Here is a 13,310-nt window from a genome sequence, read left to right as displayed (position 1 = left end):
CCCGCCGATTCGCGGCGCTTCGAGGATCGATGGCGCAGATAGCCGAAATCGCCAGCGCGCGCGCGTCGGCGCCGACTCTTTTGCAGCGCATTGTCCTCGCCCGCGGCTGGACGCGCCGCGCGATCGCCTTCTGCGCCGGCGCGGCCGGCGCTCTCGCCCTCGCGCCTTTCGATTTCATTCCGTCAATGTTCGTCCCGCTCACCCTCGCCGTCTGGCTCATCGACGGCGCGGCGGACGGCGACGACTCGCCGCGCTTTGCCCTTGCCCCGATTCTCTCGGCGGCGGGAGCCGGCTGGTGGCTGGGCTTCGGCTATTTCGTGGCGGGCCTCTGGTGGATGGGCGCCGCGATGCTCGTCGAAGCCGACCAATTCGCCTGGGCGCTGCCGCTCGCCGTGTTCGGGTTGCCGGCGGTTCTCGCTTTTTTTCCGGCCGCGGGTTTCGCGCTCGCGCGCCTCTTGTGGTCGCCTGGCGGGGACCGCGTCTTCGCGCTGGCCGCGGGACTGGGGGCCGCGGAGTGGCTGCGTGGCCATCTGTTCACCGGCTTTCCCTGGAACGATTTCGGCATGGCGCTCACAAGCGCCGGGCCAATGGCGCAGACGGCCTCGCTCGTCGGCCTGCACGGGCTCGACATTATCGCCATCGTGATTTTCGCCGCGCCCGCGACGCTCATCGATCGCGCGCCCCGCGGCGCCCGCCGCATCGGCGGGACGATGCTCGCAGCGGCGACGCTCGCCATACTGATGTTCGCCTATGGCGTGTTTCGTCTGGGCGCCAACGAAACGCAATATGTCGACGGCGTGGCGTTGCGCCTGATGCAGCCCAATCTCCCTCAGGACGCGAAATTTCGTCCCGAGAATGGCGCGAAAATCTTGCGTCACTATCTCGACCTCTCGGAACGCGCGACAAACGCGCGGCCGTCCGGGCTCGCCGAGGTCACCCATCTCATCTGGCCGGAATCCGCGTTTCCTTATGTCATTTCACGCCACCCGGAAGCGCTGGCGGCGATCGCCCGGGCGCTCAAGGGCGGCGTTCTTTTGACCGGCGCGGCGCGGGCCGAACGCGACGGCGACGGAGGGCGGAGCAGAATCTTCAATTCGATCGAGGCGCTAAGGGGAGAGTCGATCGTCGCCTTTTACGACAAGGTTCATCTCGTCCCCTTCGGAGAATATCTGCCGCTCGAAGACGTGCTGCGGCCGCTTGGAATCAATCACCTCGTTCCGGGCATATGGGATCGCGGCGCGGGGCCACGCCTTCTCGCGGCGCCCGGTCTGCCGCCAATTGCGCCGCTCATCTGCTACGAAGCGATTTTCTCGGGCGAGACGATTCAGCGCGGGGCCGCTGATCGCCCCCTCCTGCTTCTCAATGTCACCAATGACGGATGGTTCGGCCGCACGACCGGCCCCTATCAGCATCTGGCCCAGGCCCGCCTGCGCGCGATCGAAGAAGGGCTGCCAATGATCCGCGTCGCCAATACCGGCGTTTCGGCGATCATCGACGCCTACGGCCGCATCCTTCAGTCGCTGCCGCTCGGCGAAGAAGGCCTCATTGACGGACGTCTGCCGAGGGAAGCGGCGCCCACCGTCTTCGCCACCTATGGCGCGCTGGCGTTCCCAGCGCTCCTCGCCCTCGCGACGGCCATGGCCTTGCTCGGCGTCGCCCGGCGCGAGCCATAAAGTCGCTCCTGCTTCGTCTGGCTTCGATGATCCGCCCGCGGCGAAAAGACGCCGCTTGCATGCTGAGCGAGCGCTTTCCTCGATCCCGGACCTTGCAATTTTTCGTGGTTCACGGGCCGCGCAGCTATCGGGCAGGCAGGGAAATGTAGACGGTCCTTGCCGGGAAGATCGCCGGCCGACCGCGTTTAGCTGAAATCTTCTTGAAATTCATGCACCTACCTGCGAAGTAGCTTGCGCGCCCGACGACAATTCGGCTACAACTGAGCAGGAGGCGGTAAAGTTGAAGAAGGCGCCAGACCCGATCGATCGTCACGTCGGCAGCCGCGTTCGCATGCAGCGTATTCTCATGAAAATGAGTCAGGAGAAGCTTGGAGACGCGCTCGGACTCACTTTTCAGCAAGTGCAGAAATACGAGAAAGGCGCCAATCGTATCGGCGCGAGCCGCCTGCAACAGATTTCGAAGACTCTGAACGTGCCGCCGTCCTTTTTCTTCGAAGGCGCGCCAACGAGCGGCGCGCCAGCGCCGTCCGGCGGATTCGCTGAGGAGTCCTCGTCGCAATACGTCGTCGATTTTTTATCGACGACGGAAGGCCTGCATCTCAATCGCGCCTTCGCCCGCATCCGCGATCCCAAGGTGCGAAAGCGCGTGCTCGATCTGGTGACGACGCTCGCAGACCAGTCGGAGCCGGCGCGGGAGTAAGAGAACGTCGTTCTCCAAAACGAACGATCTGGCCTTTTCGGCTTGACGCACCGAACGCGCGCTGGCAGATGACTCCCCCTGCTCCGCAGTTATTCAACTCTTCCTCAAAGCCATCGGAGATTTGGAAGTGACCCGGAAAAATTATCTTTTCACGAGCGAGTCCGTTTCCGAAGGCCATCCGGACAAGGTTTGCGACCGTATTTCTGACGAAATCGTTGACGAGTTTTTCCGTGAGGGTCCCAAGGCGGGCATCGACCCCTACGCCATTCGCGTGGCCGCGGAGACTCTCGCGACCACAAACCGCGTGGTCATCGCCGGAGAAGTGCGCGGGCCGCATGTTCCCTTCGATCGCATCATCGAGATCACGCGCGGCGCGATTCGCGCCATCGGCTACGAGCAGCGTGGGTTCCACTGGAACACCGCCAATGTGGAAGTGCTGCTGCACGAGCAGTCCGTCGACATTGCGCAGGGCGTGGACGCCGCCGGCAACAAGGACGAAGGCGCGGGCGACCAGGGCATCATGTTCGGCTACGCCGTGCGCGAAACGCCCGAACTGATGCCGGCGCCGATCTATTATTCGCATAAGATTCTGGAGCTCCTCGCCCAGGCGCGCCATAGCGGCAAGGAAAAAGGCCTCGGTCCCGACGCCAAGAGCCAGGTCACGGTGCGCTACGCCGACGGCAAGCCCGTCGAGGCGACGCAGATCGTGCTGTCGCATCAGCACGTCGACGAGACCCTGTCCCCGGCCGACATTCGCAGCATCGCCGAGCCCTATATCCGCGACGCGTTGCCCGACGGCTGGATCACCAACACGACCGTCTGGCACGTCAATCCGACCGGCAAGTTCTACATCGGCGGCCCCGACGGCGACGCCGGCCTCACCGGCCGCAAGATCATCGTCGACACCTATGGCGGCGCCGCGCCGCATGGCGGCGGCGCGTTCTCCGGCAAGGATCCGACCAAGGTCGATCGTTCGGCTGCTTACGCCGCCCGCTATCTCGCCAAGAACGTCGTCGCGGCGGGGCTCGCCGACCGCTGCACGCTGCAGCTGTCCTACGCGATCGGCGTCGCCGAGCCGCTCTCGATCTATGTCGATCTGCACGGCACCGGCCATGTGTGCGAGGAGAAGGTGGAAGAGCTGCTGCCTCAGCTCATTCGCCTCTCGCCGCGCGGGATTCGCGAGCATCTTCAGCTGAACCGACCGATCTATGCGCGCACCTCCGCCTACGGCCATTTCGGCCGGACGCCTGATGCGGACGGCGGCTTCTCCTGGGAGAAGACCGATCTCGTCGACCAGCTGAAGTCGCATTTCGCGTAAGTTCGGACGGATCGACGAACGGCTCGGAAGGCGAACGCCGCAGCGGGGAAATGCTCTGTCCGGCGCGCGATGGCTCTGTTTGTGACGTGGGCATGCAAGCCAGCGCCACAAACTGGACGACGCTCCAAATGATCGCGGCCAATTAGCGCTTATGAGCGAGACCTCTCAGCAACGCGGCGCTCACGCCCGTCTCTATGGCCGCTCGAAAGGCAAGGCGCTCCGAAAGCGTCAGGCGGCGCTGATCGACGACCTCTTGCCGCGTCTGTCGCTCGACCTTGCGCAGCCGCCGGCGCCTACCGCCCGAGAAAGGCGCCTCGAGATCGGCTTTGGCGGCGGCGAACATCTGATTGCGGCGGCGAGCGACAGTCCCGAGGTTGAATTCATCGGCTGCGAGCCCTTCCTCAACGGCGTGGCGAAGCTCCTCGCCCGGATCGACGAGCGCGGACTGACGAATATCCGCCTGCATCAAGGCGACGCCGCAGATGTCCTCGACTGGCTGCCAGACGACAGCCTGTCGCGCGTGTATCTGTTCTACCCAGATCCTTGGCCAAAGAGGCGCCAGCGCAAGAGGCGGTTCGTTGCGCGTGATAATCTCGACCGGCTGGCGCGGGCGATGCATGCGGGCGCGGAGTTGCGTTTTGCGACGGATATCGACGATTACGCCGCCTGGACCTTGGCGCGCCTGCGCGCGCACCCAGCCTTCCGCTGGCGCGCGCAGCGCGCCGAGGACTGGCGAACGCCATGGTCAGGCTGGACCCGAACCAAATATGAAGCCAAAGCCATGGCCGAAGGCCGCGATCCGGTCTATCTGACCTTCGTCCGGGCGCTGCGCTAAGCCGCCTCCAAGCTGCAAAGCCTTCAAAAATCACACGGCCGACGATGACGACAGGGGGAGAATCGCATGGTTGAGACGGCGGGAATGGCTAACGCGCCGACGACGCCGGTCGAAACGACCACGGATCGTTTCCGCGCCGACGTTCTCGACGCTTCGATGCGGCAGATCGTGCTCGTCGATTTTTGGGCGCCATGGTGCGGCCCTTGTCGCCAGCTCGCGCCCGTCATCGAGCGTCTGGTCGCCGCCTCGGGCGGCAAGATCGCGCTCGTCAAAATGAATATCGACGCCGATCCGCTGATCGCCGATCAGCTTGGCGTCAAGTCGATTCCCGCCGTCGTCGCGTTTCAGCGCGCACGACCGATCGATGGTTTCGTCGGCGCGCTGCCCGAAAGTCAAATCAAGGGCTTTCTGGAGCGGCTGATCGGCCCCATCGAGGACGAGGGCGATGCGCTCGAAACGGCGCAGGCGATGATCGCGGACGGCGATCTCGCCGGCGCGGAGTCGCTGCTGAGCGAACTCGCCGGCGGCGAACCGCCCAACGCCAGGGCCGCCGCCGCCTTGCTGCGTCTTTACATCGACTCGGGACGCTTCGATGAGGCCGGGGCGCTCTTTGAGGCCCTTCCAGACGCCATTCGCCGCGACAGCGGCGTCGCGGCGGCTGGGGCGGCGCTTCAGAACGCCCAGCAGGCCCAGGATCTCGGCGAGATCGACGAGCTGAGAAATCGCGTCAATTTCGATCCCAACGACCTGCAGGCCTATTTCGATCTCGCGCTCGCGCTCAACGCCAAAGGACTGCGCGAGGAAGCGACGGATGCGCTGCTTGAAATCATCCGCCGCGACCGTAGTTGGAATGACGATGGCGCAAGAAGGCAGCTCATTCAGTTTTTTGAGGCGTGGGGACCGATGGACAAGGCGGCCGTGAACGCACGGCGACGACTGTCCACGCTGCTCTACTCCTAGGGAGGCGTTCGCCGATATGAGCCTGAACCATCCCTATGCCGACATCGACGAATTGCCGAAGGTTCTGCCGCTTTTCCCGCTTTCGGGCGCCATATTGCTTCCGCGCGGCGAACTGCCGCTCAATGTTTTTGAGCCGCGCTATCTCGCAATGGTCGACGACGCGATCGCCGGCGCGCGGCTGATCGGCATGATCCAGCCGCTGCCGGGCGACGAGACGGTCGCCGACGCGACGCAGCTCTATAATGTCGGCTGCGCCGGACGGATCACGCGCCTCGCCGAGACCGGAGACGGCCGCTATCTCATCACCCTCACCGGCGTGGTGCGGTTTCGCGTTCTCGATGAGCTTAGGGTTCGGACGCAGTATCGGCAGTGTCAGGTCGGATATGACGAATTCTTGGAGGATTTGACGACGGGCGCCGGCGCCGACGCGGTCGACCGCGAAAGCATGGTGTCAATGTTGCGCAACTTCGCCGAATGTTCGAAACTTGAAGTCGACTGGGCGAGCATAGACGCGGCGCCGACGGAGACGCTCGTCAACGCGCTCGCGATGATGTGTCCGTTCGGCGCCAACGACAAGCAGGCGCTGATCGAAGCCATCGATCTGAAAACCCGCGCGGAAACGCTTATCGCGCTCGCGAAGCTCGATCTCGCGCAACGCGCCGGCGACCGGCCGCAGTGGCATTAAGGGAAATTGACGACCATGACTGACGAACGCGATTCCGGCGCCGAAAGATTTGATTCCCCTGCGGAGCCGACGCGGATTGATCCGCGCCTGCTCGAAATCCTGGTCTGCCCGCTGACGAAGACGACGCTCGAATATGACAGCGCGCGCCAGGAGCTCATTTCGCGCTCGGCGCGGCTTGCCTATCCGATCCGGGACGGCATTCCGATCATGCTGCCCGAAGAGGCGCGCCAGATCGACTGACCGGCTCGTCCGCTATGGACGAAACCGCGCCATCCAAGCTTCTGGCGCTTCTCGATCTCGAGGAGGTCGGACCAGACCTCTTCCGCGGCCATAGCCCGGCCTCTTCCGGCCGTCAGGTCTATGGCGGTCAAGCCGTGGCTCAGGCGCTCGTCGCCGCGACGCGGACGGCGCCCGAAGACCGTCCGGTTCATTCCCTGCACGGCTATTTCGTCCTCGCCGGCGATCCGGCGATCCCAATCGACTTCGCCGTCGAACGCGTGCGCGACGGCAAGAGCTTCACGACGCGGCGCTGCAACGCCACTCAGCGCGGACACACGATCTTTTCAATGGAGGCGTCGTTCCAGCGGCGCGAAGAAGGTCTTACGCACGCCGCCCACATGCCGGACGCCCCGGACCCGGAGAGTCTCGACGACGTGCATGCGCTCGTCGAGCGCTTTCGCGCCTTCCTTCCCGAACAGGCCGAGAGCTGGCTGCAGCGACGAAGCGCGCTCGACATGCGCGTCGTCGCGCCCGACGACGTGTTTTTTCCCGAACGCCGGGCGGCCGGCCAGATGATCTGGTTTCGCGTGCGCGGCGCGGCGCCAGACGACCCCGCCGTTCACACGGCGCTGCTCGCCTACCTTTCCGATATGACGCTGCTCAATACGGCGCTGCTCGTTCACGGCCTTACGATCTTCGATCCGAAGATCCAGGTGGCGAGCCTCGATCATGCCTTGTGGATACACGGGCCGATGCGAGTCGACGAATGGCTGCTCTATGCGCAGCAAAGCCCGTGGGCCGGCGGCGCGCGCGCCTTGACGCGCGGCCAGATCTTCACCCGCGAGGGACGCCTCGTCGCCTCGGTGAGCCAGGAAGGCCTGGTGCGCCAGCGCGACTCGACGCGATCCTGAGCAGCTGCCTGCACTGTAGGCATCAGAAGAAAGTCTGCGTAATATCTAGGCACAGAGCCGGGCGGCGGCGCCCTAAGCGAAAGCGCGCGGGCGAAGCAGGGCCGCCCCAGACTTGAGCGCATAGCCCTGGCCTGCAAAGGCGATAGCCAACCCGCTGCAAGCTGCGGCACAGCCTGTGTCACAGCAGATACGCTTCCGGTCGGTAGATTTCAGTCGTTCGCGCGGCTGGCACGGCATTTGAAAGCGGTAAGTCGCCGACGCGGCGGCGTCCTCCCCGCGAATTGCAATCAAGAGACGCCGCCGTCACGCGAGCGACGCTCGCCAACGAGGTCGATAACCAACAGGATTGGCAGATGAAAATCGTCACAGCGATCATCAAGCCGTTCAAGCTCGATGAGGTCCGCGACGCGCTGACCAACATCGGCGTGCACGGCCTTACCGTGACTGAAGTCAAGGGCTACGGACGTCAGAAGGGACATACGGAAATTTATCGCGGCGCCGAGTATGCGATCAGTTTCTTGCCAAAGCTAAAAATCGAAGTCGCTGTCGACGCCGCCCTCGTCGAACAGGTGATCCAGGCAATCTCCAACACCGCGCGCACCGGACAGATCGGCGACGGAAAGATTTTCGTCACGCCGCTCGAGCGCGCCATCCGCATCCGCACCGGCGAAACCGACGCCGACGCGCTTTGATCGCCTCCCCGCAACATCAGGAGCTCTCACACATGAAACTTCCTTCGCCTCGAAGCGCTTCTGTCGCTTCGGTCATCGCGGGAGCGGCGATTTCGGCATCGTTGGCGTTTCCGGCCTTCGCCGCGAACGACCCGACCCCCAACCCCGGCGACACCGCCTGGTTGCTGACGTCTTCGCTGTTGGTGCTGATGATGTCGATCCCGGGCCTCGCACTGTTTTACGGCGGCCTGGTGCGCGCCAAGAACATGCTGTCGATCCTGTCGCAAACATTCGCGATCGTCGCGCTCGTCGGCGTGATCTGGACGGTCTACGGCTATTCGCTCGCCTTCGGCGACGGCGGATCGCTCAGCAACTATATCGGCGGCTTCAATAAGCTGTTTCTCAAGGGCGTGACGGCCGCTTCCAATGCGGCGACCTTCACCCCCGGCCACGTCATTCCGGAATATGCCTATTTCGTCTTCCAGATGACCTTCGCGATGATCACCCCGGCGCTGATCATCGGCGCCTTCGCCGAGCGCATGAAATTTTCGGCCGTTCTGCTGTTCGTCGCCTTCTGGGTGACGGTCATCTACTTCCCCATCGCGCATTGGGTGTGGGGCGTCGCCGATCCGAACGCGCTCGTTGATGCTGCGACCCAACTCGCCGCGGCCGGCGACGAGGCGGCGAAAGCGGCCGCGCAGGCGAAGATCGACGAGATCAACGCCGCCGTTGGCTGGCTCGCCGGCAAGGGCGCGCTGGACTTCGCGGGCGGCACGGTGGTGCACATCAACGCCGGCATTGCGGGCCTCGTGGGCGCAATCATCGTCGGCAAGCGCATCGGCTACGGCAAAGAAGCCTTGCCGCCGCATTCGCTCACCCTGTCGATGGTCGGCGCCTCATTACTGTGGGTCGGGTGGTTCGGGTTCAACGCCGGCTCGAATCTCGAGGCGAACGGCACGACTGCGCTCGCATTCGTCAACACCATGGTGGCGACGGCGGCTGCTGCGCTCTCCTGGATGATCGTCGAGTGGTTGGTGAAGGGCAAACCGTCGATGCTCGGCCTCATCACCGGGGCCGTCGCCGGCCTCGTCGCGGTGACGCCGGCGTCGGGTTATGCAGGTCCGGTCGGCGCCATCGTCCTTGGTCTCGCCGTTTCGCCGATCTGCCTCTTCTTCGTCGACTTTGTGAAGAAGATGGCGGGCTACGACGACGCGCTCGACGTCTTCGGCGTGCACTGCATCGGCGGCATCACCGGCGCCTTGGCGACCGGAATTCTGGTCAGTCCCGACCTCGGCGGCGTCGGCATCACCGACTACACCAATCTGGAAACCTTCGCCGGCACCTACGACATGGTCGCGCAGATGAAGGCGCAGGGAATCGCCGTCATCGCGACTCTTCTGTGGTCCGGCATCGGGTCGGCGATCCTCTATAAGCTCGTCGATGTGATCGTCGGTCTGCGGCCGACGCCCGATCAAGAGCGCGAAGGCCTCGACATCACCGATCACGGCGAGCGCGCTTACAACTACTAAGTTTAGTCTCCTGACACGATGCGAAGCGGCGCCCACGGGCGCCGTTTCTTTTTTATTGCGGACGCAAATTGTTAGGGCGCAACGCTTGCCGCCCCTCTCCCCGCGGAGAGCGGGGAGAGGTAAGGTGAGGGGCCAGGTGATTTAGCGAAGCGAATGACGGATGAGAGGCCTCCGCATACTGGAAACGCGCCGCGCGCGCGCCCTTCGGCGCGACGCCACAAGCGCTGAGCGCCTCCTATGGAAGCGCCTGCAGAACAGGGCGCTCGGCGGATTCAAATTCGTAAGACAGGCGCCGGTCGGTCCCTACATTGCAGATTTCCTATGTCGTCAGCGCAGCCTGATCGTGGAAATCGATGGCGAAACCCATTCGAGCGCCACTGAGATCGCGCACGACGCTATGCGGACGACATTTCTTGAATCCTGCGGCTACCGCGTCATCCGTTTCGAAAATGCGCAGCTCTATGAAAATATCTAGGCTGTCATGGAGGTCATCTTGGCGGACCTCCATGGAAGCGGATAGATTTCCGGCACTCACCACGCCCCTCACCTCACCTCTCCCCGCAAGCGGGGAGAGGAAGCGGCAGGCGCCTCGCTCAATGAGCGAACATCGCCGCTTACCAAAACCGTGATCACATGTGTCATTCGAAGTGAGCAAAATGTTTCGAAAGCTTCAGCGCTCCGGCGTAATTCTCTCTCTCCTCGCGGCTTTCGCCCTCCCCGCGCGCGCAGCCGAGCGCGTCGTCAATCTCACCTTCGTCGTCTTCAGCGACATCTACGAAATGGCTGAGAGAGACGGACGCGGCGGGTTCGCCCGGATCGCCGGCGGGCTGAAAGCCGAGCGCGCGAAAAGGAAGAACGTCATCGTCGCGCACGCCGGCGACACGCTGTCGCCTTCGCTTACTTCGAGCGTCGACAAGGGCGCGCATATCATGGACCTTCTCAACCGCATCGGCCTTGACGTCTTCACGCCCGGCAATCACGAGTTCGATTTCGGCGAAGCGGTTTTTCGCCAACGCATGGGCGAAGCGAAGTTCCCTCTGCTCGCCGCGAATCTGCGCGACGCCTCCGGCCGCTCCGCGCCGGGCTTCGCCGACAGCAAGATCGTCGACGTCGATGGGGTGAAGGTCGGAATTTTCGGCCTGACCGACGACGAGTCCGCGAGACGGTCCAGTCCCGGTAGCCTGAAACTTCTGCCCGCGATCGAGACCGCAAAACTCCAAGCCAAGGCGCTGCGCGACGCCGGCGCCGATCTGGTCGTCGTCGTCACGCATTCCGAATGGCAGGACGATCTGCGTCTGGCGAAGCTTGGATCGATCGACATCGTTTTGTCCGGGCATGACCATAATCTTCTGGTCGCCTATGACGGGCGCGCCGCGGTCGGCGAGACACAGGCCGACGGCGTCAATCTCGTTGCGATCGATGTCGAGATGCGGATCGCCGACGACGGCGTAAAGCGCTGGACGCCCAGGTTCCGCATCATCGACACGGCCGACGTGACGCCGGACGCCGCGATTGCAGAACGCGTCGCGCAATATGAAGCCGAGGTCGACAAGGCGCTCGACGTCGACATCGGGCGCACAAAGACGCCGCTCGACAGCCGAAAGGCGAGCGTGCGCGGTGAAGAGACCGCGATCGGCGACTTTTTCGCCGACGCGATGCGCGCCGCCGCCGGCGCCGACGTTGCGATCATCAACGGCGGCGGCATTCGCGGCAACCGCAGCTACGCTCCCGGGACAACGCTGACGCGCAAGGACATCGCCAAGGAGCTGCCGTTCAACAATCAGCTTGTGACTCTGGAGCTTTCAGGCGCCGATCTGCGCGCCGCCCTGGAAAACGCCGTCTGGCTGATCGGCAAGGACGCCGGCCGCTTCGCCCAGATTTCCGGCGCCCGCATTGTCGTGCGGCGCGACGCGGTTCCTGGCGCGCGGCTTGTTTCAATCGAGGTCGGCGGCAAGCCGCTCGACGACACGAAGCTCTACAAGGTTGCGACGATCGACTTCCTGGCGCGTGGCAAGGACGGCTATGTCGCGCTTGCGCGCGGAAGACCGCTGGTCAGCGACCTCGAGGGTCCGCTGCTGACGAACGTTATCATCGACGCCATCGAAAAGGCCGGCGCGATCGCGCCCGTCGTCGACGGCCGCATCAGGATCGAATGATCATACAAATTCCGGCTGATCGGTTCGCTTGGGCCGCGTCATTCCCGGCAGGCCGAAGGCCTGACCGGGAATCCAGGGCCAATCCAAGAACGCTGGTTTTGCTCTGGATTCCCGATCACGCGCGTTGCGCGCGTCGGGAATGACAGCCGAGCCGTTCAAACGGATTTCGTATCACAGCCCGCCAAGGCAGACATATTTGATCTCGATGTAATCATCGACGCCGTAGCGCGATCCTTCGCGGCCGAGACCGGAGTGTTTGACGCCGCCGAAGGGCGCCGCTTCGGTCGAGATCAGCGTCTCGTTGACGCCCACCATGCCGAATTCCAACTGCTCGGCGACGCGGATGACGCGGGCGACGTCGCGACTGTAGAAGTAAGCGGCGAGACCGTAAGGCGTGGCGTTGGCGAGACGCACCGCTTCCGCCTCGCTTTTAAAGGAAATGAGCGGCGCGATGGGACCGAAGGTCTCCTCGTTGAAGATGAGCGCGTCGGCCGGCACATTGGCGAGCACCGTGGGTTGAAAGAAAGAACCGCCGAGCGCGTGGCGGGCGCCCCCGGTGAGAATCTTTGCGCCGCGGGCGACGGCGTCGGCGACGTGACGCTCGACCTTTTCGACCGCCGCTTCTTCAATCAGCGGACCGATGGCGACGCCCTCCTCCGTCCCTTCGCCGACCTTTAACGCGCCAGCCGCCGCCGCGAGTTTTTCGGCGAAGGCGTCGACGATCGACGCATGCACGAGGATGCGGTTCGCCGACACGCAGGTCTGACCGCTGTTGCGGTATTTGGTGGCGATCGCGCCCTCGACGGCGCGCTCGAGATCGGCGTCTTCAAAGATGATCAGCGGCGCGTTGCCGCCAAGCTCCATCGAGCATTTCTGAATATTCTCGGCCGCTTGCCGCAGCAAAATCCTGCCGACCTCGGTCGAGCCGGTGAAGGTCAGTTTGCGCACGAGGGGATTTTGCGTGAACTCCAACCCGACCGGCGCCGGGTCTTTCGCCGTGACCACATTGATCACGCCGGAAGGCACGCCGGCGCGTTCGGCAAGCTCCGCCAGCGCCAGCGCGGAGAAGGGCGTCAGCTCGGCAGGCTTCACCACCATCGTGCAGCCGGCGCCCAGCGCCGCGCCGACCTTGCGCGCAAACATGGCGGACGGGAAATTCCACGGCGTAATCGCCGCTGTGACGCCAATCGCCTGTTTGAAGACGAGCAGCCGACGATCGGTCGGGCCGGGTATGACGTCGCCATAGATGCGCCGGCCCTCCTCCGCGAACCACTCGATGAAGCTGGCGGCGTAAGCGATTTCTCCGCGGGCCTCGGCGAGTGGCTTGCCCATTTCCGCGGTAATGATGCGCGCCAGCCGCTCCTCATCGGCCATGATCAGCTCGAACCAGCGGCGCATGATATGCGCGCGCTCCTTGGCGGCGCGATCGCGCCAGCCCGGCAGCGCCCGCGCGCAAGACTCGATCGCCCGGCGCGTCTCGGCTGCGCCCATGTCGGGAACTTGGCCGAGGACCGCGCCTGTCGCCGGGTTGTTGACGGCGAAGGTTGCGCCGCTGTCGGCGCCGACCCAAAGCCCGCCGACGAATGCTTGCTCGCGAAGGCCTAGGCTGACAGAGTTCATTTCGACTTCCCCCTGGGCGCGCGTCGCGCATTT

13 protein-coding genes are annotated in these 13,310 nt (G+C 64.2%); 12 read left to right on the top strand and 1 reads right to left on the bottom strand.

The window, feature by feature from the left end:
• Positions 1 to 29 precede the first annotated feature (29 nt).
• From lnt to IYW40_RS12705, 12 genes are all read left to right on the top strand, one after another.
• Positions 30 to 1,673, top strand: coding sequence for an apolipoprotein N-acyltransferase (lnt, locus tag IYW40_RS12760; RefSeq protein ID WP_196400747.1), 1,644 nt, complete (start codon positions 30 to 32; stop codon positions 1,671 to 1,673).
• Between the two features lie 280 nt (positions 1,674 to 1,953).
• A complete protein-coding gene (locus IYW40_RS12755; protein ID WP_196400746.1) occupies positions 1,954 to 2,373 on the top strand; it encodes a helix-turn-helix transcriptional regulator in 420 nt (139 codons plus the stop codon).
• A 127-nt stretch (positions 2,374 to 2,500) separates the two neighbouring features.
• The gene (metK, locus tag IYW40_RS12750; RefSeq protein ID WP_196400745.1) at positions 2,501 to 3,691 is read left to right on the top strand and encodes a methionine adenosyltransferase; all 1,191 of its coding nucleotides are present in this window, start codon (positions 2,501 to 2,503) and stop codon (positions 3,689 to 3,691) included.
• A gap of 151 nt (positions 3,692 to 3,842) precedes the next feature.
• On the top strand, positions 3,843 to 4,526 hold the full coding sequence (gene trmB / locus IYW40_RS12745; protein WP_175093076.1) for a tRNA (guanosine(46)-N7)-methyltransferase TrmB: 684 nt from the start codon (positions 3,843 to 3,845) through the stop codon (positions 4,524 to 4,526).
• A gap of 66 nt (positions 4,527 to 4,592) precedes the next feature.
• Complete coding sequence (locus tag IYW40_RS12740; protein ID WP_246720770.1) at positions 4,593 to 5,486, top strand: co-chaperone YbbN; 894 nt, start codon at positions 4,593 to 4,595, stop codon at positions 5,484 to 5,486.
• Between the two features lie 16 nt (positions 5,487 to 5,502).
• Positions 5,503 to 6,171, top strand: a complete 669-nt coding sequence (locus IYW40_RS12735) for an LON peptidase substrate-binding domain-containing protein (RefSeq protein ID WP_196400744.1) — start codon at positions 5,503 to 5,505, stop codon at positions 6,169 to 6,171.
• Between the two features lie 15 nt (positions 6,172 to 6,186).
• A complete protein-coding gene (locus IYW40_RS12730) occupies positions 6,187 to 6,411 on the top strand; it encodes a Trm112 family protein (RefSeq protein WP_014890397.1) in 225 nt (74 codons plus the stop codon).
• A 14-nt stretch (positions 6,412 to 6,425) separates the two neighbouring features.
• Positions 6,426 to 7,301 carry an acyl-CoA thioesterase II gene (locus IYW40_RS12725; RefSeq protein WP_196400743.1) on the top strand — a complete coding sequence of 292 codons (876 nt, stop codon included), beginning with the start codon at positions 6,426 to 6,428 and terminating at the stop codon, positions 7,299 to 7,301.
• A gap of 353 nt (positions 7,302 to 7,654) precedes the next feature.
• Positions 7,655 to 7,993 carry a P-II family nitrogen regulator gene (locus tag IYW40_RS12720; protein ID WP_014890399.1) on the top strand — a complete coding sequence of 113 codons (339 nt, stop codon included), beginning with the start codon at positions 7,655 to 7,657 and terminating at the stop codon, positions 7,991 to 7,993.
• Between the two features lie 32 nt (positions 7,994 to 8,025).
• Positions 8,026 to 9,501, top strand: a complete 1,476-nt coding sequence (locus IYW40_RS12715) for an ammonium transporter (protein WP_196400742.1) — start codon at positions 8,026 to 8,028, stop codon at positions 9,499 to 9,501.
• 160 nt (positions 9,502 to 9,661) lie between these two features.
• Positions 9,662 to 9,976: an endonuclease domain-containing protein gene (locus IYW40_RS12710; protein ID WP_196400741.1), complete on the top strand. Its 315-nt coding sequence runs from the start codon at positions 9,662 to 9,664 to the stop codon at positions 9,974 to 9,976.
• 181 nt (positions 9,977 to 10,157) lie between these two features.
• Positions 10,158 to 11,657 carry a bifunctional UDP-sugar hydrolase/5'-nucleotidase gene (locus tag IYW40_RS12705; RefSeq protein ID WP_196400740.1) on the top strand — a complete coding sequence of 500 codons (1,500 nt, stop codon included), beginning with the start codon at positions 10,158 to 10,160 and terminating at the stop codon, positions 11,655 to 11,657.
• A gap of 171 nt (positions 11,658 to 11,828) precedes the next feature.
• Here IYW40_RS12705 and IYW40_RS12700 read toward each other — a convergent pair whose 3' ends face one another.
• Complete coding sequence (locus IYW40_RS12700) at positions 11,829 to 13,277, bottom strand: NAD-dependent succinate-semialdehyde dehydrogenase (RefSeq protein ID WP_196400739.1); 1,449 nt, start codon at positions 13,275 to 13,277, stop codon at positions 11,829 to 11,831.
• Positions 13,278 to 13,310: the final 33 nt, after the last annotated feature.

The organism is Methylocystis sp. H4A (assembly GCF_015709545.1).
Lineage (GTDB): Bacteria > Pseudomonadota > Alphaproteobacteria > Rhizobiales > Beijerinckiaceae > Methylocystis > Methylocystis silviterrae.
The sequence above is the reverse complement of the archived record's forward strand: the minus strand, read 5'-3'. Positions and strand labels throughout refer to the sequence as shown.

What these genes read in the sequence shown, in the direction of transcription:
- lnt (WP_196400747.1), top strand. Translation starts at nt 30, where the DNA reads ATGGCGCAGATAGCCGAAATCGCCAGCGCGCGCGCGTCGGCGCCGACT.
- trmB (WP_175093076.1), top strand. Translation starts at nt 3,843, where the DNA reads ATGAGCGAGACCTCTCAGCAACGCGGCGCTCACGCCCGTCTCTATGGC.
- IYW40_RS12740 (WP_246720770.1), top strand. Translation starts at nt 4,593, where the DNA reads ATGGTTGAGACGGCGGGAATGGCTAACGCGCCGACGACGCCGGTCGAA.
- IYW40_RS12735 (WP_196400744.1), top strand. Translation starts at nt 5,503, where the DNA reads ATGAGCCTGAACCATCCCTATGCCGACATCGACGAATTGCCGAAGGTT.
- IYW40_RS12730 (WP_014890397.1), top strand. Translation starts at nt 6,187, where the DNA reads ATGACTGACGAACGCGATTCCGGCGCCGAAAGATTTGATTCCCCTGCG.
- IYW40_RS12725 (WP_196400743.1), top strand. Translation starts at nt 6,426, where the DNA reads ATGGACGAAACCGCGCCATCCAAGCTTCTGGCGCTTCTCGATCTCGAG.
- IYW40_RS12720 (WP_014890399.1), top strand. Translation starts at nt 7,655, where the DNA reads ATGAAAATCGTCACAGCGATCATCAAGCCGTTCAAGCTCGATGAGGTC.
- IYW40_RS12715 (WP_196400742.1), top strand. Translation starts at nt 8,026, where the DNA reads ATGAAACTTCCTTCGCCTCGAAGCGCTTCTGTCGCTTCGGTCATCGCG.
- IYW40_RS12710 (WP_196400741.1), top strand. Translation starts at nt 9,662, where the DNA reads ATGAGAGGCCTCCGCATACTGGAAACGCGCCGCGCGCGCGCCCTTCGG.
- IYW40_RS12705 (WP_196400740.1), top strand. Translation starts at nt 10,158, where the DNA reads ATGTTTCGAAAGCTTCAGCGCTCCGGCGTAATTCTCTCTCTCCTCGCG.
- IYW40_RS12700 (WP_196400739.1), bottom strand. Translation starts at nt 13,277, where the DNA reads ATGAACTCTGTCAGCCTAGGCCTTCGCGAGCAAGCATTCGTCGGCGGG.